Genomic DNA, 19,783 nt, shown 5'->3' with positions numbered 1-19,783 from the left:
TCGCGGGTTCTTAAACTGAAGGCGTTCCTAATCACAGCGAGAAAAATGATGAATTATCCTTCACTGAACCGCACGCTGCTGGCGGGCGTTGTAATTAGCCTGTGCAGCGGTCTGTTTGCGCCTGTCGCGCTGGCGGCCTGCGACGATACTGACCTGAACACCTGCCCTGCTCCGTTCGACAAACAGCTTCCTGACACGCACAAGATGCTCACCTGGAGCCAGGCGGATCGCGTGGTCGGCTTTCGAAATGACTACCGCAACTACGCGGGAGATGTGTTCCATCACGGCAACGCCACGCCGCTGCCCAGCGCAGAGAAACCGCTCACTGACGCCCGCTATCAGGTCAATGGCAAGACCTATAACCTGCAGGACTACCTGAAACGTCAGAACGTGAGCGGCATGCTGGTACTGAAAGACGGCAAAATCGCGTGGAAATATCTCGGCGAAGGCAATACGGATACGACGCTCTGGACCTCCCGTTCGGTCGGGAAATCCGTGGTCTCAACGCTGGTTGGCGTGGCTCTCAAAGAGGGAAAAATTCGCTCACTCGACGACCTTGTCACGCAATACGAGCCAGACCTGAAAGGCACCGCCTGGGACGGCGTGACGTTAAAACAGCTGATCACCCACACCTCCGGCGTGGCATGGAACGAAGACTACACCAATCCCGCCTCCGATTTCGCGCAGCTCACCGAGTGCGAAGCGAAACCAGGCACCTATGACTGCGTGCGTAAGCTGGTGTCCGGGCTGAAACGCGAACACCCGGCAGGCCAGCACTGGTCTTACTCCTCCGGTGGCGCCTGGCTGTTGGGTGACGTGCTTGAGCGTGCAACGGGCATGACCCTGGCCGCCTATCTTGAGAAGAGCATCTGGCAGCCGTACGGCATGGCGAGCGACGGTGTATGGCATGCCTACCGTAAAGGTCAGCATGATGTCGGCGCGCATGGCTTTAACGCCACGCTGGAAGACTGGGGACGCTTCGGGGAATTTATCCTGCATAACGGCACACTACCGAACGGTAAACAGATCCTCCCCGACAACTGGGTGAAAGACGCCTCACGCTGGACGCAGGCTGATGGCTCTGTCTCTGACGAACACCCGACCGGCTTGTACGGCTATCAGTGGTGGAACAACGAAGTGCCCGTCACGGCCACGAAGGTGGTGCCCGCGGCGAATGAGTCGCTGAAAGGCTCGCTCTGGGCGCTGGGGATCTTTGGGCAGATGATCATGGTAAACCAGGCGGAAAATCTGGTGATCGTTCAGTGGTCCACCTGGCCGCAGTCCGAACCGTCGTTTAGCGCACAGCCGCTGGAAGCCTCACTGATGTTCAGTGCGATTGCCAACGCGTTGCGGTAAGTGATAGTTAACAGCCAGGCATCGCCTGGCTTTTGTCTTCTCTGCAAACAAGGGTGCCTCTGCGCGATGTCACAAAACGGCAATATCAGTGACTTACCCAAACTGGTGAATAAAAAATCAATTAATTGTTAAGTTGTTGTTACGACAATCACTCCCGATCGGCTCTTCGCCATTGATGCGTTAAATGCATCAGTCCATGTATTAATTGCGCTTATAAATTTGGGGTTCTTGATCCAGTTTTCAGAAACAGACGAGCAAAACGTCAACAATAAACTGGAGATAACCATGTTTTCCTCAACCTCACCTGCAACCGTTCGCTCGAAAGCGGGCGCGATACTTCGCGTGACGTCCGGCAACTTTCTCGAGCAATTCGACTTCTTTCTCTTCGGCTTTTATGCGACCTACATCGCGCATACCTTTTTCCCGGCGAGCAGTGAATTTGCTTCCCTGATGATGACGTTTGCCGTCTTCGGCGCAGGATTTTTAATGCGCCCCATCGGGGCAATCGTACTGGGTGCCTATATCGACAAGGTTGGGCGCAGAAAAGGACTCATCGTGACCCTGTCGATTATGGCGGCGGGTACCTTCCTGATCGTGCTTATTCCGTCTTATCACAGCATAGGTCTGTGGGCACCGTTACTGGTTCTGACTGGCCGACTGTTGCAGGGGTTTTCTGCCGGAGCGGAGCTGGGTGGCGTATCGGTCTATCTGGCTGAAATTGCTACGCCCGGCCGCAAAGGTTTTTACACCAGCTGGCAGTCCGGCAGCCAGCAGGTCGCGATTATGGTTGCGGCAGCCATGGGGTTTGCGCTGAATGTGCTGATGGCAGAGAGCGCCATTCGTGAATGGGGCTGGCGTATCCCGTTCCTGGTCGGCTGTTTAATCGTACCGTTTATCTTTTTCCTGCGCCGCAAGCTGGAGGAGACAGAGGAGTTCAATGCACGCCGCCATCATCTGGAGATGCATCAGGTCTTTAAAACCTTGCTCGGTAACTGGCAGGTGGTCATTGCCGGCATGCTAATGGTGGCAATGACCACCACGGCCTTTTATCTGATCACCGTTTACGCGCCGACTTTCGGGAAAAAAGTGCTGATGCTCAGCGCTTCGGACAGCCTGCTGGTCACGCTTCTGGTGGCAATTTCCAACTTTATCTGGCTGCCGGTAGGCGGTGCGCTGTCGGACCGCTTTGGGCGTAAACCGGTGCTTATCGCCATGACGCTGCTGGCTCTGGCGACGAGCTACCCGGCACTGACGCTGCTGGCGCAGGCACCGAGCTTCTCAATGATGCTGAGCGTCCTGCTGTGGCTCTCTTTCCTCTATGGCCTGTACAACGGTGCGATGATCCCGGCGCTCACGGAGATCATGCCTTCTGAAGTTCGCGTGGCGGGGTTCTCTCTGGCCTACAGTCTGGCAACGGCGGTATTTGGGGGGTTCACGCCGGTAATGTCTACCGCGCTGATAGAATATACCGGGGATAAAGCCTCTCCCGGCTACTGGATGAGTTTCGCCGCGGTGTGCGCCCTGCTGGCAACGCTCTACCTGTACCGTCGTCGTGCAGTGACGCTGCAAAATACCGTGAAATCAGAGGGGGCGGCATGAGACTGATTCCTCGACTGACCACCAGCGCGTTGATACTGACCGTCCTGAGCTTCAGTGCCTCAGCGAAAGAGGTGACGGTCATGATCTCAGGCGGTTTTAAAGCCGCCCTTGAAAAGCTGGCACCGGAATATGAACGCCAGACCGGAGATAACATTGTGCTCATTCCCGGCCCGTCTATGGGAACGACTCCGCAGGCAATTCCTAACCGGCTTGCGCGCGGGGAAAAAGCCGACGTGGTGATCATGGTGGGCGATGCGCTGGCAACACTTGAAAAGGACAACCTGACTCAGCCAGGCTCGCGCACGGAACTTGCGGACTCCCCTGTCGGTATGGTGGTAAAAAAAGGCGCTGACGTCCCGGATATCAGTAACGAGGCGAAACTTCGCCATACGCTGCTTCAGGCGGAGTCCATCGCCTACTCCGACAGCGCCAGCGGCAGATACGTCAGCCAGACGCTGTTCAAAACGCTGGGGATTGAAAAAGAGGTGATGGGTAAAGCAACGAAGGTTGAGCGCATCCCCGTCGCCGAAGAAGTGGCGAAAGGGAAATACGCGGTAGGTTTCCAGCAAGTCAGCGAACTGCTGCCGATTCCAGGGGTGACGTTTATTGGCAAACTCCCGGACAACCTGCAATACATCACCCGCTTTGCTGGCGCTGTGACCCGCCAGGCCGACCATCCTGGCGAAGGGAAAGCGCTGCTGGATTACCTTTCCTCGACACAGTCCAGCGCCGTGATTCGCGACACGGGGATGAGCCCCGTCACGTCCCGCGGTACTGCTCAGTAATGTGTTTTTCCAGTTCAGCCGCAATGTAAGACTGGATACGCCCCCGGCGTCGAATCAGCCCCACAGTGCGTTTCACCTCCGGTGCCACGAGCGGGACAGACGTCAGTAGCGAGTGCTCTGACGTCGGCATCGACATGGCGGGCACGGCAGCAATGCCGATGCCCGCCTCTACCATACCGAGCATCGTGGTCACATGGCGCGTTTCGCAAACGCTGGGACGCGCAGGCACGATATCCCCCAGCATCCGGTCGAGCAGGTTACGGTTGCCTGACGTTTTGTCGAGGATGATATAGTCCTGCTGATAAAACGCCTGCCACGTCAGGTGAGTCTTTTTTGCCAGAGGGTGATCGCGCCTGCACGCGGCGACATAGCTATCTTCCACAAGGGGGAAAAACTCGATTTCAGAGGGCAAACTCCCGGCGAAACAGATCCCGAAATCCGCCTGGCTACGGGCAACCGCGTCAATGACATTCCCCGCGCTGCTGTCGATGAGCTTAATCCGGACACGCGGATAACGGGACTGAAAGCGACGAATGACATCCGGCATAAAGTAATAGGCCGCAGACGGTACCGTAGCGACGGTAATCAGCCCGGTCCGCTCTTCACTCACTTTATCAATATCAGCCAGCATGGACTCAACGTTATCGAGCAACTGCGCTGAACGTTCAGCAAAGTTCTGCCCGTACAGTGTCAGAGCCACGTGGCGGGTGGTCCGGTCAAACAGCTTCGCTCCCAGCGCCACCTCCAGTTTTTCAATCCTGCGGCTCAGTGCTGACGGGGACAAACAGATAGATTCAGCAGCAACCCGAAAGTTGCCGTATTCCACTAACGCTCTGAAAGCATAAAGATCGTTAAGGTCAAAATTTACGGGCATAGCGTCTGAATGTCCTGTCTGGCAATACGAACGAAAGTCAAAAATAATAGCGGCTTATTGTCCTGCCGCAACCGGTGAAGCGCCGAAATCCCTTAAGGAGTTGGTTTTCACGCTGACCATAATGGGGTAAGTGTCATAAGATTAGGCTTCGACTGAGTTCACAAAATGAAGGTGATACCAGCAAACCGCTATCCACCGTTACGTACGAAGTGATAGTTTATCCAGGCTGGAATTGAAGCAATGACCGAATGTCTGGCATTTTAACAGAACCTTACCTTCCCCTTTTGTTCAAGTGACGAGTTTGCGAGCAAAGCGATGATTAAGTGGCCCTGGAAAACGAATGACGCTGGCCGAAATATGGCGCTGCCGTGGGATGAAGCGCTGGCGATCCCTGTTCTGGCTAATCTTCAGCCGGATGAACAATCAAAACTGGTTCAACTGGCGGATCGCTTTTTGCAGCAAAAACGTCTGGTTCCGCTGCAGGGCTTCGAGCTGGATCCCCTGAAAAACGCGCGTATCGCCCTGCTTTTCTGTCTGCCGGTTCTGGAACTCGGTATTGAGTGGCTGGATGGCTTCCATGAAGTACTCATTTACCCCGCACCGTTTGTGGTGGACGATGAATGGCAGGACGATTTCGGCCTGGTGCATAACCAGCGGGTGGTGCAGTCCGGGCAAAGCTGGCAGCAAGGACCGATCATTCTGAACTGGCTTGATATTCAGGACTCCTTCGACGCATCAGGCTTTAACCTGATCATTCACGAAGTGGCGCATAAGCTGGATACCCGCAACGGGGATCGTGCCAGCGGTGTACCGCTGATCCCGCTTCGTGAGGTCGCGGGTTGGGAACACGATCTGCATGCGGCAATGGATAATATCCAGGATGAGATAGATCTGGTGGGCGAAAGTGCCGCCAGCATCGATGCCTATGCGGCAACCGATCCTGCGGAGTGCTTTGCGGTGCTGTCAGAATATTTCTTTAGCGCGCCTGAGCTTTTCGCCCCCCGTTTCCCGGCCCTCTGGCAACGGTTCTGTCAGTTTTATCAGCAAGACCCTCTGCTGCGTCTGCGGCAAAATGAGGATCCTGCCGGCAATTCATCTCACCAGCTCCATTAAGACGGGTCGACATGGGTACGATTGACCGCCCGTACCCATAGGCTCATCACCAGAAACATCAGCGCCATCACCCAGGCGGCCTGCGTTAAAAATACCTCGCCGAATAAACGCGTGACGACAGGCACCAGCAGCGCACTCAGGCCGTAGCCCAGCGTGTGGCTGGTGGCAATCACTCCCGCCCCTTTTCCGGTGGTCAGCCGTTCATTCAGCAGCAGCTGGTATCCCGGCGTCGCCATGGCGGCTCCCAGCGACGTCATGACAATCCCCACGTAGAACAACACCAGACCGGCAATACACATTAGCCCCAGTCCCGTCACCATCAGTACCGCGGCCAGGCAGAGCAATGTCACCGGGCTGAAATGCTGCGGACGGACCACCAGAAATTGTGCAGCGAGCGTTGCCAGCGCGGCCAGGCTCAGCAGCAGCGCGACATGATGACTCACCTCTCGCGGGTTACCGTCCAGCAGAGGGCTGAGATGCGGTGACAGGCCAAGCTGCATCAGGCTCACAAGTGCAGCCAAAAGCAACGCCAGCACAAGGTACGGCAGCATTGAAACCTGCACACGCGTCGCCTGATGCGCGACAGGCGGCAGCGGCGGATCGGCGACCTCTCGAAAGACCAGCAGGAGAGCGATAAACGGTGCAATCGCCATCAACCAGAGGGGAGCCACCGGATTGACGCTGAGCATCATCGCCGCCAGCGGCGGCCCCAGCAGACGACCGCAGCTGAGGCCGGAGCTTATGGTCGCCAGCGCGGCCATGCGTTTATCCAGACCCGCGCGCTGGATGGCCCATGTCTGAGCCGCGGGCACCAGCCCTGAGACAGTCAGGCCGTACAGCGTACGCGAGAGGATCAGGCCCGCCAGCCCCCAGACAGCACTCATCATCCCGCTTGCCATCGCCCAGACCACCAGCGCCATCACGACGAAACTCGCCAGATAGCCACTTAGCGAGGCCAGCATCACGACCTTACAGCCGTGTCGCTCGCTCTGACGCCCCCACCAGGGCGATGCGGGTAAAAAGAGCATGGAGCCGAACATTAACAGCCCCGCCCAGACGGAGAGCGATAACCCGGTCAGGGTGACCAGTTGCGGCAGCATGACCAGCAAACCGTTTTGCCCAATACCTAACAATCCGGCGCATAACGCCAGTGGCCAGTTCGCTTTCGGGGTGAGGTTTTCCGTCAGTGTTTCAGGGTAAGTGCGCATGAGAATGTGAACATAGTGTCAATAAATGTGTGGAAATCATGAAGTTTATGAAAACAAATATTGCAAAAATAGTTGCGACTGTAAACATAATGCATATCATAACGATAATTATTATCAATCATGGAATGAGGTACACCTATGCGTACTCTGCCCCGCTCCGCCGGTACAGACGTTGCGGCCCAGTGTTTTTTGAACGCCCTGTTGCGTGAAACGAAGGACTGGCGCTATCTCCCCGCTACCGTTGCGGATGAGCTATCGCAGATTCATATTCCGCTCTCTTCAACCCAGGCCATTCGGGTTCCGGTACGCTATTTCTCTCCAACTCAGCATCATCAGTATCACTTTCCGGCGACGCTTATCCAGCGCGACAGCGACAGCGGTGACGCCGTCACTTTCACGCAACTGGTTGACTTAATTCTGGAAAAACCTTCAGTTAAAGGCTCACTCGATACCGAAACGCTGGCGCGCTTTAAGCAACGCGCCCTTGAAAGCCATGCCCACACCTGGCAGACCATCGATTTGCGCCACAACTGGGCAAACCTGCGTGACAAACCGCTGAATTTTGCGCAAGCAGAACAGGCGCTGCTGGTGGGGCATGCGTTTCACCCGGCCCCCAAATCTCACGAGCCGTTTAACGAAAGTGAAGCGCGCCGCTATTTGCCTGATTTTGCCTCCCGCTTCCCGCTGCGCTGGTTTGCGGTTAAGCGTGAATTGATTGCCGGCGACAGCCTGGCCGTCTCTCTTCGCGAACGCCTGCTGCGCTTCGCAGCGCAGAGTGCCCCTGAGCTCCTCGGTCACTTCACCGACACCTGCTGGCTGCTGCCGATGCATCCGTGGCAGGCCGAGCATCTGCTGGGTCAGGCCTGGTGCCAGCGTCTTGTGGCTAACGGCGACCTGCAGGATTTGGGCGAAGCGGGCGCGCAGTGGCTGCCCACCAGCTCCTCGCGCTCGCTCTACAGCGAAACCAACAATGACATGATCAAGTTTTCCCTCAGCGTGCGCCTGACCAACTCCGTGCGCACGCTGTCGGTGAAAGAGGTTAAACGCGGTATGCGCCTGGCGCGTCTGGCTAAGACAGCGCGCTGGCAGACCTTACAGGCACGCTACCCGACCCTGCGTGTTATGCAGGAAGACGGCTGGGCGGGGCTGCGTGATGAAAATGGCGTCATCCAGGACGAGAGCCTGATGGCCCTGCGCGTGAACCTGCTGTTTGAGACGCCAGAGAGCCAGACCAACGTACTGGTGAGCCTGACGCAGGCGGCACCGGACGGAGGTGACAGTCTGCTGGTTGCGGCGGTACGTCGTCTGAGCCATCGCCTGGATTTACCCCTCGCCGAGGCTGCGCGCTGCTGGGTGCAGGCGTATTGCGATCGCGTCTTACTTCCGCTGTTTAGCGCTGAAGCGGATTACGGCCTGGTTCTGCTGGCGCACCAGCAAAATATCCTCGTTGAGATGCAGCAGGATTTCCCCGTCGGGCTGATCTACCGCGATTGTCAGGGCAGCGCCTGGACTGAAGGCGCCGATGAATGGCTAAAAGAGGCGGGTGAACATGATGTGGAAAACCGTTTTGGCGAAAGCCAGCTGCTGCGCTACTTCCCCTACTACCTGCTGCTGAACTCAACGCTTGCCGTGACTGCCGCCCTCGCCGCCGCCGGTTTCGACAGCGAAGAGAGCCTGATGGCGCAGGTGCGTGACGCACTGGCCGAATTACGCAAAACAGCGAAACAGACCCGCTGCCTCGACTACGTGCTCGACAGCCCAACCTGGAACTGTAAAGGCAACTTTTTCTGCTATCTGCACGATCGCAACGAAAACACCATCGCCGATCCGGCAGTGATCTATTTCGACTTTAGCAACCCGTTTTACAAGGAGAAGGCGTGATGGCAAACGCGAATATCGTCCATTCTGGCTATGGCTTTCGCTGCACCGCAACGGAGAACACTCTGCCCCTGACGTTAGGTCTCGACGGCAGCGCAGTGCTTGAGCGCGTGAGTGGTATCCCGGAAGGCTGGTTAGTCGACGCGCTGGATCAGCTGTTTATCGCCGCACCGGCACTGACCGGCGTCACGCTCCCCTGGTCTGCCTGGCAGGATGAACCGCAGGCGCAGGCGCTGTTTACGCTTGCCAGCGGAGATTACCTGGCGCGCGAAACGTTCTGGCAGTTGCCTCTGTGGCTGAAGGGAGAACGGCCCCAGAACCACGGCGGCATGCAGTTCGATGAAAGCCGTCAGCTTTACTTCCCGCTGCGCCCTCACCGTCCGCAAGGCGAAGTCTATCGCCGTTACGACCCGCAGATTAAACGCACCCTGAGTTTCCGCGTGGCCGATGTGGCGCAGGACGGCGAACGTTTCACCCGCTGGATGAACACCCCGCGCGTTAACGCCTTCTGGGAGATGGCCGGCCCGCAGGCGGAGCAGGAAAATTACCTGCGCCGTCAGCTCGACTCGACCTATTGTTATCCGCTTATCGGCTGCTTTGATGACCAGCCGTTCGGCTACTTTGAAATTTACTGGGCGGCGGAAGACCGTATTGGCCGTCACTATCGCTGGCAGCCGTTTGACCGCGGCCTGCACATGCTGGTTGGGGAAGAAAACTGGCGCGGCGCGCAGTATATCCGCAGCTGGCTGCGCGGTCTGAGCCATTATCTGTGGCTGGATGAGCCACGCACAACACGCATCGTTGCCGAGCCGCGTTTCGACAACCAGCGCCTGTTCCGCCATATTTCGTCTGCCGGTTTCGAGACCGTAAAAGAGTTCGACTTCCCGCATAAACGCTCGCGCCTCATCATGAACCAGCGTCACCGCTTCTTCAGCGAGGTGGGACTGTGAACGGGTACTGGCAGAAAGTGAACCGCGACATGGTGGCGAAAATCCTCGCCGAGCTGGAATATGAACGCACCCTGAGCGCCCGGCAGCTGGCAGACAATCGCTGGCAAATCACCATGGGCGCGGAGACCTGGCAGTTCCAGGCCACGCGCGGGATCTGGGGCTGGCTGCATATCGACCCCGAGAGCCTGACCACCGTCAGCGGTAACGCAGTGGACGCAGAAACTGCACTGCTGCAGCTTGCGACGGTACTGGAGATGAGCGACGCGCAGACCGCGGAGCATCTGGAAGATCTCTATGCCACGCTGCGGGGTGACATTCAGCTGTTACAGGCGCGTGAAACGCTGGATGCTGACGCGCTCATTCATCTCGACCCGGACGAATTACAGTGCCTGATGAGCGGCCATCCTAAGTTTATCTTTAACAAGGGACGGCGCGGCTGGGGGCTGAATGCGCTACGCCAGTATGCCCCGGAATACCGTGGCCGTTTTCGCCTGCACTGGGTCGCCGTGCAACGTGCGCACCTGGTCTGGAGCAGCGATGTTGATTGCGATATCAATACCCTGCTGGCGAGCGCCATGGATAACGCCGAGCGCGCCCGGTTTGATGCCCGCTGGCAGGGGCTGGATCTTGATGATAACTGGCTGCCCGTGCCGCTGCATCCGTGGCAGTGGCAACAAAAGATTGCTGTCCATTTCCTGGCGCAACTCGCGCGCGGCGAAATGGTTGAGCTGGGCGAGTTTGGCGACGAGTACCTGGCGCAGCAATCGTTGCGTACCCTCACCAATGCCAGCCGCCGCACGCCGTTTGACATCAAGCTGCCGCTGACCATTTACAACACCTCCTGCTATCGCGGTATTCCGGGTAAGTACATTGCCGCTGGCCCGCTGGCCTCACGCTGGTTACAGCAGCAGTTCGCCAGCGATGCCACGCTTATTCGCTGTGGCGCGCAGGTGCTTGGCGAGCCCGCGGCCGGGTATCTTTCCCATCCGGGTTACGCCGCGCTGCCGAAAGCGCCTTACCGTTATCAGGAGATGCTGGGGGTTATCTGGCGCGAAAATCCGTCCTGTTATCTTCAGCAGGGTGAAGAAGCGGTGCTGATGGCTGCGTTGATGGAGAGCGATAACACCGGACGCCCCTTGATTGACGCATGGATCGCCCAATCCGGTTTGACCGCTGAAGCCTGGCTGGAAAAGCTCTTTGACGCGACGGTCATCCCCTTCTATCACCTGCTCTGCCGCTACGGCGTGGCGCTTATCGCCCACGGCCAGAACGTGACGCTGGTGATGAAAGACGCCATCCCGCAACGCATCCTGTTGAAAGATTTCCAGGGGGACATGCGCCTGGTGGATGAAGATTTCCCGCAGGCAGCAAGCCTGCCTGAACAGGTGAAGTCCGTCACGGCGCGCCTGAGTGCGGATTACATCATTCACGATCTGCAAACCGGTAACTTTGTCACGGTGCTGCGGTTTATTTCACGCCTTACCCTGCGAAGCGGCGTCAGCGAAACCCGTTTCTACCAGATCCTGGCCGAGGTATTGCGCCGCTATATGGCCGCGCATCCCGATCTCGCCGAACGCTTTGCGAAGTTTGATCTGTTTAAGCAGCAAATTATTCGCGTGATCCTCAACCCGGTCAAACTGACCTTCTCCGAACACGACGGCGGCAGCCGCATGTTGCCGAACTATGTCACCGATCTTGATAACCCTCTTTTTCTGGTCTCCCAGGAGTCAGCGCAATGAAAACGTATGATTTCATCGGCATTGGTATTGGCCCGTTTAACCTCAGCATCGCCGCACTGGCTGAGGGACTCGACGGTTTTAGTTCCCTGTTTCTTGAACGCAAGCCGCATTTCTCCTGGCACCCTGGCATGATGGTGCCGGACTGCCATATGCAAACCAGCTTCCTGAAAGATCTGGTGAGCGCCGTGGAGCCCACCAATCGCCACAGTTTTCTTAACTATCTGGTGCAGCGTAAAAAGTTCTATCGTTTTCTGACCACCGAGCAGCGTACCGTCTCTCGCGAAGAATTTGCCGATTACCTGTGCTGGGCCGCGGAAAACCTCACCAACCTGTCCTTCAGCCAGCAGGTACAGCAGGTCAGTTTTGATGAAAAAAACGGTCTGTTCGACGTGGTGACTCAGCGCGATCGCTTCCTGGCGCGTCACGTCTGCGTGGGAATTGGCAAACAGATTAACCTGCCTGACTGCGCTCCGGCGCAGGATGACAGCTGCTTCCACGCCAGCGAGATGATGCTGCGCACGCCGGATTTAGCGGGTAAACGCGTCACCGTCGTCGGCGGAGGTCAGAGTGGTGCGGATCTGTTTCTGAATATCTTCCGCGGGGAGTGGGGTCAGCCACTGAGCCTGAACTGGGTTTCCCGACGCAACAATTATAACGCGCTGGATGAAGCGGCTTTCGCCAACGAGTATTTCACACCGGAATATGTAGACAGCTTCTCTACGCTTGGCGAAGAGGCGCGTCGTCAGATGCTGCACGAGCAGAAGATGACCTCCGACGGCATCACCACGGAGTCTCTGCTGGCGATTTATCGCGCCATGTATCACCGCTTCGAAGTGCTGCGGGAAAAACCGTGGGCACACCTCCTGCCCTCTCGCTCGGTCACCGCGATCGCGCAGCAGGAGAACGGTAAGCGCCTGACGTTACAGCATCACCTTGACGGCGGCCGTGAACAACTCGATACCGACGTGGTGATTTTCGCGACCGGCTATCGCACCGTGCAGCCTGCGTTTCTGGCACCACTCTCTCATCGCCTGCGTCTGGACGCCGACGAAACCTTCTGCATCAACAATGATTTCACCCTTGAATGGGACGGTCCGCAGAGCAACCGCCTGTTCGCCGTGAATGCCGGGATGCACCGTCTTGGCATTGCCGAACCCCAGCTCAGCCTGATGGCCTGGCGCGCCGCGCGAATTCTGAATCGCGCGCACGACGACGAGCCGTTTGAGCTGGCCACCACCCCTGGCGTGATCCACTGGCGTAGCACTCCCCGCCCGGACAGCAGCCAGGTTTATCAATCTTTAGCAAGAACCACCGAGTACTGACACACACATTCAGGAACTACATAACAATGAAACGTTCTCATCTTTGGGTTTTAAATCCTTGCTTGCTTGCAATGCTTTCTACCTCTGCGTGGGCGGAAGAACAAAAGGAAGAAAATATTGTTGTCTCCGCCAGCCGCGCGCACCGCAGCGTGGCTGAGATGGCGCAGACTACCTGGGTTATTGAGCGTGCTGAGATTGAACAGCAGGTTCAGGGTGGAAAAGAGATTAAAGAAGTCCTGGCGCAGTTGATCCCGGGCATGGACGTCAGCAGCCAGGGCCGCACCAACTACGGTATGAACCTGCGCGGCCGCTCGATGATGGTGATGGTGGATGGCGTGCGTCTTAACTCGTCCCGCAGCGACAGCCGCCAGCTCGACTCCATCGATCCGTTCAACATTGACCGTATCGAAGTGATCTCCGGCGCCACGTCCCTCTACGGCGGCGGCAGTACCGGCGGTCTGGTGAATATCGTGACCAAAAAAGGCCAGCCTGATACCGAAGTGGAGTTCCAGACCGGAGCAAAGAGTGGCTTTAACAGCCATAACGATCACGATGAGAACGTGTCAGCCGCGGTGAGCGGCGGCAACGACAATGCCTCTGGCCGGTTGTCAGTATCGTATCAGCGCTACGGCGGCTGGTACGACGGCAAAGGTAACGAGGTGATTATTGATAACACCCAGACCGGATTACAATATTCCGACCGTCTGGATGTGATGGGAACAGGCACCCTCAACATCGACGATCACCAGCAGCTGCAGCTTACGACGCAATACTACAAGAGCGAGTCCGACGGGAAGCATGGCCTGTTCCTTGGGGAAAACTTCTCCGCGGTTACGGGTGATGCCAAAGCCTACAATAAAGGCAACCTGAACTCTGACCGCCTGCCGGGCACAGAGCGGCATCTGATTAACCTGCAGTACTCCAACACCGATTTCTGGGGCCAGGATCTGGTCGCACAGATTTACTATCGTGACGAAAGCCTGACCTACTACCCGTTCCCGACACTGACCAAAGGCGTGGTGAGCAGCATCGGTGCGTCGCAGCAGAAAACCGATTTTTACGGCGGCAAGCTGACGCTGAACAGCAAACCGATGGATGATTTAACGCTGACCTGGGGTGTGGATGCTGACCACGAAACCTTCGACGCTAACCAGCAGTTCTTCAATCTTGACAAAGCGGCAGCAAGCGGCGGTATGGATCTGGAGAACGCCTATAACGTGGGCCGTTACCCGGGTTACAGCATTACCAACCTCGCCCCGTTCCTGCAGGCCAGCTACGACATTGATGCCATTACCCTGAGCGGCGGCGTGCGCTACCAGTACACCGAAAATAAGGTGGATGACTTCGTTGGTTATACCCAGCAACAGGCCATCGCTAACGGGAAAGCCACATCGGCTGATGCGGTACCGGGCGGGAAAACCAATTACAACAACTTCCTGTTCAACGCCGGGATCCTTGGCCGCCTGACCGAACAGCAGCAGCTGTGGTTTAACTTCTCCCAGGGCTTCGAAATTCCGGACCTGGCGAAGTACTACGGCTCCGGTACCTACCAGCTTGTCGACGGGCACTATCGCCTGCTGAACAGCGTGAACGTTAACGACTCGACGCTGGACGGCATTAAGGTTAACGCGTATGAGCTGGGCTGGCGCTACACCGGCGATAACCTGCGCACGCAGGTTGCGGCGTACTACTCGCTCTCGGACAAAACCATCACCATCAACAAGACGGACATGACCATCAACCTCGAAGACGACAAGCGTCGTATCTACGGGATTGAAGGCCAGGTGGACTATTTCTTCACCGACAGCGACTGGAGCACCGGCGCGAACTTTAACGCCATTAAGTCTGAAACCCGCGAGAACGGTAAATGGGAGAAGCTGACGGTAGACAGCGCCAGCCCGTCAAAAGCCAGCGCCTGGGTCAACTGGGCACCGGGCGATTGGGCCCTGCGCGTGCAGAGTACGCAGACCTTTGACGTGTCTGATGCCGACGGTAAGAAGATCGATGGCTATAACACGGTCGACTTCCTGGGTAGCTACGACCTGCCGGTGGGTAAAGTCAGCTTCAGCGTGGAAAACGTGCTGGACAAAGACTACACCACCGCCTGGGGTCAGCGTGCGCCGGGGCTGTATAGCCCAACCTACGGTGCACCAGGTCTGTATACTTATAAAGGCCGTGGCCGTACGTTTGGTCTGAACTACTCCGTACTCTTCTAATCCTGCGCGCCGCCTGCGGGCGGCGCAATTTGCTGTGTAATTTCAGCGCGAATTTGCTATAAAATCAGCGATTTGCTGAAATTGTCGGCAAACGAACGAAAAGTGCGTTTTCCCCCTTTGACAAGACGAACTGAGGTCGATACTATGCGCCTCGTTCACACGATTCCTCTGTAGTTCAGTCGGTAGAACGGCGGACTGTTAATCCGTATGTCACTGGTTCGAGTCCAGTCAGAGGAGCCAATTTAAAGAAACCAGATGTCTACTGACGTCTGGTTTTTTGCTTTCTATCAATTGGTTAATCCTTCTAGCTTGTCTACTCATGTCTAGTAAAAAACACTCGAAGCTACACCCTTTTGCTGGTAAAGCTGGTTCGGTTTTTCTTTTACCAGCATCCAGGGGTAACCGCCATGCCACTTACTGATACTAAAGTAAAAAATGCTAAACCCGCTTAAAAGCCCGTTAAGCTCACTGGTGGGTTCGGCCTCTACCTTCTGGTACATCCTAACGGTTCAAAGTACTGGCAGTTGGGTTATCGCTTTGAAGCGAAACAAAAGGTGTTTTCCATAGGTGTCTACCCTGCCGTTTCTCTGGCAGACGCAAGGCAACGCCGCGACGAAGACAAAAAGCTTTTAGCATCAGGAGTTGATCCCAGCGCTAAAAAACAGGCTGACAACAAAACCACGATGGAAAAGCGTAACAATACCCGCGCTTTTAAAACCGTTGCAAAAAGCTGGTTTGCAACCAAAACTAACTGGTCAGAAGATTATCAGCGCTCAGTCTGGACTCGTCTTGAAACTTACCTGTTTCCTGATATCGGTAACAAAGATATAGGTGAGTTAGATACGGGTGATCTTTTGGTTCCAATCAAGAAGATTGAAACACTCGGTTATCTTGAAATCGCTATGCGTGTAAAACAGTACGCTACCGCTATCCTACGATATGCTGTTCAGCAAAAGATAATCCGCTTCAATCCTGCCTATGATCTGGAAGGTGCAGTACAGAAGCCACAGACAGAACATCGACCTGCAATTGAACTGGAAGATATACCAGCACTTCTGGAACGTATTGATGGTTATCAGGGACGTAGCAGGCTCACGTTACTGGCGATCAAGCTCAATCCCCTGACGTTTGTGCGTTCCAGTGAACTACGATTCGCCAGATGGTCAGAAATCGATTTTAAGGGTGGGCTTTGGGTCATCCCGGAACAGCGTGAAGCAATTGAGGGCATTAAGCATTCTGCTCGTGGTGCTAAAATGCGAAGGAAACATTACGTGCCACTGTGTAATCAGGCTCTAATCATTATTGAAGAGATAAAGACGCTGACTTATGGCGTAAACAATGATAACGATTTTATCTTTACGGGCTGTTATGACGCGATGAAGCCTATGAGTGAAAACACAATCAACAAGGCGCTACGTAAAATGGGCTATAAAACCAAAACCGACTTGTGCGGTCATGGTTTCCGTACCCTAGCTTGTAGTGCTCTGATTGAATCAGGTATCTGGTCAGAAGATGTTGTTGAACTTCAAATGAGCCATATGGAAAAGAACAATGTCCGTGCAGCCTACACACATAAGGCCAAACATCTTGAACAGCGCCGCTTAATGTTACAATGGTGGGCTGATTTTCTCGATGCAAATAAGAATTCTATAGTAAGACCGTTTGATTTCGCAACTAATAAAAATCATTAGAATAATGATAACGGGAAGGCCCCTCTATAAGGGGCTAAATGGTAAAGAAAAATTAATAATAAAATCCAGCAATGACATTCAAGCAAAAAATGTTAATACTGAATATTAAATTTAATTCTTGCCGCACCCGGTGGGTTTGTCCAACCCTTCACAGACCAAAACAAGTTTTAGTCAGTTCAGCGTTATATCTGAAAAGCCTTTACTTGATTCATAGCAGTTAAAGCTGTCTTATCTTTTTTACACTGTTCGAGTGCTCTGGACAACTTTTCATGAAACCGCTGATTTGAATATATCTGAGCGATATCTTTACCCGACATCGTCATTATGTTTCCACCGTTTTTCCTGTAATTTTTAATAAAACTTTCAATATCAAACTTAAACTCATCATTGAAGATGTTTTCAAATTCAGATGTCGCAATCTCCGGATAACAACCTGAGAGAATGGAGAACAGAAAAAAAGCCATATGATCTGTTGCTGCCGCAATGACCTCATCATTGCTTTCTCTACCTTCCAAATTAATTTCATTCATTTTTATTTTTCTTCTCTGTCAGTTTCTTTTCGAGCATTGCGGAAAAAGTGTTATTAAGCTGCATTGCCTTTCCCTTTTCAGTATTTTTTGTCATTGTATCAGGCTGAATAACACTTCCCGATTCATGATATAACTTAATATCGTCTTTTTCATGAGCATTTTTATATAATTTTTATTTCTTTGCTCTTTTCTCAGACTTTCATTTTCTCTGGCTCTGACCCCGTTACTTAACCAGGTTTTTCGTTGTACATCTGTCGAGCTGGCGAAAGTCAGTAGAAAACCAATTAACAAATCATGATTAATATCCAGCCCCCAGATACTTTGCCACCTCACCGCCAAGCACAATTGGTTCCGGACACGTCAGTGCCATCCGGTTCGGTCAGCAAATCATCTCTGAATTTAGACGCGACCGCATTCACAGGGAGGTGGCACGCACTCAGGGAACCCGTGAACAGACCCGCCGGTATGACAGTCTCGGCAGACGTACCGGGCAGCGCAGTTTCTCACCCGACCTGCCGGAACAGACAATCTTCGAACGCGCCTTCAACTACACCGGGAGTGGAGAATTGTCAGACGTCAGTGACCCCCTGCGTGGCAACACAATTTACGGCTATGATGAGGAAGGCCGTTTTCTCAGGCACTACGAAGCCCGTCCGGACCACAGTAACAGGAGGTTCCGGTACGACACTGCGGATAACCTGCTGCCGGATGATGACCTTTCTGCCCTGTCGCTGAGGGATAACCGCCTCACGCACTGGCAGAACCTGTTTATGAAATACGACTGGTGGGGTAACCTGGTCTTTCGCCGAAGTGGTCTGTATGAACAGCATTATGTATACGACGCGGAAAACCGCCTGATACGGGCCGGGGGCAATGGACCAGAAGGCAATTTTACCGCCCGCTACCATTATGACGCCCTGGGCCGCCGCACACGCAAAACGGTCACCATGCCACACGGCACCACAAAGACCCGCTTTCTGTGGCAGGGATACCGGCTGTTGCAGGAACAGCAGCAGAACGGACAGTGTCAGACATATGTTTACGACCCGAACGAAACATACAGCCCGCTGGCGCGTATTGACCATTTGCGTGACGAAACCAGCGGAGAGGTTCTCTGGTTCACAACCGATCTGAACGGTGCACCGCTGGATATCACTGATGAACAGGGACAACTCCGGTGGAGCGGTCATTACGGGAGTTTTGGTGAGGTTGCACGACAGACGGAAGGCTTCCACAGATTCACGCAGCAAACTGCCCTCGCTCATCAGCCACTGCGCTATGCCGGGCAGTACGCAGACAGTGAAACGGGATTACACTATAATATGTTCCGTTATTACGATCCGAAGGTTGGGCGGTTTACGGTGCAGGACCCGATTGGATTACTGGGAGGCTGGAATCTTTATCAGTATGCACCGAATCCGCTGGGTTGGATTGATCCGTGGGGGTTAGCTAACAGGCCAAATAATGGTGAATATCATATTTTTCATGATTATTCACTTGACCCTCAATATCGATATTCCAGTGATGCAGTCCAGTTCAACAGAGCTAATGTGGATTTTGTTCAGAAAATGGAGACGAATCCGGAATTTCGCCAAGATATGCTCAACAGATATCCAAAACTAAATGACTGGCTCAAAGATGGGGATATGAGCAGAAGTCCTTCGGGATTAACCTGCCATCACCATGAAGATATAAACAGACTGACTCTGGTCGACAGAGCAGACCACAGATCTAATCATTCTTTATATCATCCAACTGGTAAAGGTGGACGTGATATATGGGGTGGTGGAAAACCTGGACGACAAGGTAAGCTTGATGGTCCTACTGGTAGAAAAATTTGTAGCTAAACCTAAATAAAAAGGGGATAGTATGTCGATTAAAGGTAACCATATGAAATTGAAAGATATAATTGATATCATGGTTAAATCGCGTTGTGAAGATGATAATTTTTGCATTTATGGCTCAGACGGAGAGTTATTCGGAGAAAAAGAATATTTTGTCTCCGGTTATCCACAGGTAGATGAAAACGATAAAGAAGTCTATCCGCAAGATGCGGCTAGCAGAGATTTATCATATATTTATTCTGGTGAGCAGTTTGCTGATGTAATCTTATCAGTAATCGAACAAAAACCTTCTGCCAGTAATCAAGATTTTATTGATGCTTTAAACTATTACCTTGAGAATGATGATTTTTTAGATTTCTGACATTTATCCAGACAGCCTGCACACTATTTTTAAGGGTTGCAGGCTGTATTAAACTATTTTCAGCGCCATCTTCATCAGAAATTAACTGAGGATATGAACAGACGTTAGTCTCGCGAGGACAATCACTTGTAATCATTTCATGACATTCGTGAAAGCCATTATTCTAACTTAATTCTTTTGTTGAGGATGATTTTCAAACAGCCCTTGCTCATCAGCCATTGCGCTATGCCGACAGTGAAACGGGATTACACTATAATCTGTTCCGTTATTACGATCCGCAGGTCGGGCGTTTTACGGTGCAGGTGACCTTCCCCCAG

The 19,783-nt window shown here is 54.1% G+C and carries 13 protein-coding genes, 1 tRNA gene and 3 pseudogenes; 14 read left to right on the top strand and 3 right to left on the bottom strand.

Annotated features, from left to right (window positions below):
• The first annotated feature begins 48 nt into the window (after positions 1-48).
• The 3 genes from AM410_RS16045 (at position 49) to AM410_RS16035 (ending at position 3,740) form a co-directional block, all read left to right on the top strand.
• A complete protein-coding gene (locus tag AM410_RS16045; protein WP_108648602.1) occupies positions 49-1,356 on the top strand; it encodes a serine hydrolase domain-containing protein in 1,308 nt (435 codons plus the stop codon).
• A 285-nt stretch (positions 1,357-1,641) separates the two neighbouring features.
• On the top strand, positions 1,642-2,955 hold the full coding sequence (locus AM410_RS16040; protein WP_108648134.1) for an MFS transporter: 1,314 nt from the start codon (positions 1,642-1,644) through the stop codon (positions 2,953-2,955).
• Entirely contained in the window at positions 2,952-3,740 is a 789-nt protein-coding gene (locus tag AM410_RS16035) for a substrate-binding domain-containing protein (RefSeq protein WP_108648133.1), read from the top strand. The genes AM410_RS16040 and AM410_RS16035 overlap by 4 nt, the downstream gene beginning before the upstream one ends.
• On the opposite strand, the gene AM410_RS16030 is transcribed toward AM410_RS16035, so the two are convergent.
• A complete protein-coding gene (locus AM410_RS16030; RefSeq protein ID WP_078774570.1) occupies positions 3,715-4,614 on the bottom strand; it encodes a LysR family transcriptional regulator in 900 nt (299 codons plus the stop codon). The two genes, AM410_RS16035 and AM410_RS16030, sit on opposite strands and share 26 nt — an antisense overlap.
• A 315-nt stretch (positions 4,615-4,929) precedes the next feature.
• Here AM410_RS16030 and mtfA point away from each other — a divergent pair, with 315 nt between their 5' ends.
• Positions 4,930-5,727, top strand: coding sequence for a DgsA anti-repressor MtfA (gene mtfA, locus AM410_RS16025; RefSeq protein ID WP_014170764.1), 798 nt, complete (start codon positions 4,930-4,932; stop codon positions 5,725-5,727).
• On the opposite strand, the gene AM410_RS16020 is transcribed toward mtfA, so the two are convergent.
• The gene (locus tag AM410_RS16020; RefSeq protein WP_108648132.1) at positions 5,724-6,935 is read right to left on the bottom strand and encodes an MFS transporter; all 1,212 of its coding nucleotides are present in this window, start codon (positions 6,933-6,935) and stop codon (positions 5,724-5,726) included. The two genes, mtfA and AM410_RS16020, sit on opposite strands and share 4 nt — an antisense overlap.
• Before the next feature lie 138 nt (positions 6,936-7,073).
• Between AM410_RS16020 and AM410_RS16015 the strand changes: the two genes are divergently transcribed.
• The 7 genes and pseudogenes from AM410_RS16015 (at position 7,074) to AM410_RS15985 (ending at position 16,731) form a co-directional block, all read left to right on the top strand.
• Entirely contained in the window at positions 7,074-8,816 is a 1,743-nt protein-coding gene (locus AM410_RS16015; RefSeq protein ID WP_108648131.1) for an IucA/IucC family protein, read from the top strand.
• A complete protein-coding gene (locus AM410_RS16010; RefSeq protein ID WP_108648130.1) occupies positions 8,816-9,763 on the top strand; it encodes a GNAT family N-acetyltransferase in 948 nt (315 codons plus the stop codon). Before AM410_RS16015 ends, AM410_RS16010 begins: the two co-directional genes overlap by 1 nt.
• On the top strand, positions 9,760-11,502 hold the full coding sequence (gene iucC, locus AM410_RS16005; protein WP_073396086.1) for an IucA/IucC family protein: 1,743 nt from the start codon (positions 9,760-9,762) through the stop codon (positions 11,500-11,502). The genes AM410_RS16010 and iucC overlap by 4 nt, the downstream gene beginning before the upstream one ends.
• Entirely contained in the window at positions 11,499-12,824 is a 1,326-nt protein-coding gene (locus AM410_RS16000) for a lysine N(6)-hydroxylase/L-ornithine N(5)-oxygenase family protein (protein ID WP_020883310.1), read from the top strand. Before iucC ends, AM410_RS16000 begins: the two co-directional genes overlap by 4 nt.
• A 26-nt stretch (positions 12,825-12,850) precedes the next feature.
• Entirely contained in the window at positions 12,851-15,040 is a 2,190-nt protein-coding gene (locus AM410_RS15995) for a TonB-dependent siderophore receptor (protein WP_073396087.1), read from the top strand.
• Between the two features lie 164 nt (positions 15,041-15,204).
• Positions 15,205-15,280 (top strand) — tRNA-Asn (locus AM410_RS15990).
• Positions 15,281-15,447: 167 nt separating this feature from the next.
• Positions 15,448-16,731 (top strand): annotated as a pseudogene (locus AM410_RS15985) (tyrosine-type recombinase/integrase).
• 182 nt (positions 16,732-16,913) lie between these two features.
• Here AM410_RS15985 and AM410_RS15980 read toward each other — a convergent pair.
• Positions 16,914-17,261, bottom strand: coding sequence for a hypothetical protein (locus AM410_RS15980; protein ID WP_073396089.1), 348 nt, complete (start codon positions 17,259-17,261; stop codon positions 16,914-16,916).
• A gap of 347 nt (positions 17,262-17,608) precedes the next feature.
• On the opposite strand from AM410_RS15980, the pseudogene AM410_RS15970 reads away from it, so the two are divergent.
• From AM410_RS15970 to AM410_RS24365, 3 genes and pseudogenes are all read left to right on the top strand, one after another.
• A pseudogene (locus tag AM410_RS15970) lies at positions 17,609-19,108 on the top strand (RHS repeat-associated core domain-containing protein); the annotation flags it as partial.
• A 22-nt stretch (positions 19,109-19,130) separates the two neighbouring features.
• Complete coding sequence (locus tag AM410_RS15965) at positions 19,131-19,466, top strand: DUF7716 domain-containing protein (protein WP_032678492.1); 336 nt, start codon at positions 19,131-19,133, stop codon at positions 19,464-19,466.
• A gap of 194 nt (positions 19,467-19,660) precedes the next feature.
• Positions 19,661-19,768 (top strand): annotated as a pseudogene (locus tag AM410_RS24365) (RHS repeat-associated core domain-containing protein); the annotation flags it as partial.
• Between the last annotated feature and the right edge of the window lie 15 nt (positions 19,769-19,783).

The organism is Enterobacter cloacae complex sp. FDA-CDC-AR_0164 (assembly GCF_003071645.1).
GTDB classification, from domain to species: Bacteria; Pseudomonadota; Gammaproteobacteria; order Enterobacterales; family Enterobacteriaceae; genus Enterobacter; species Enterobacter ludwigii.
This window is presented reverse-complemented; position numbering and strand designations above follow the sequence as displayed.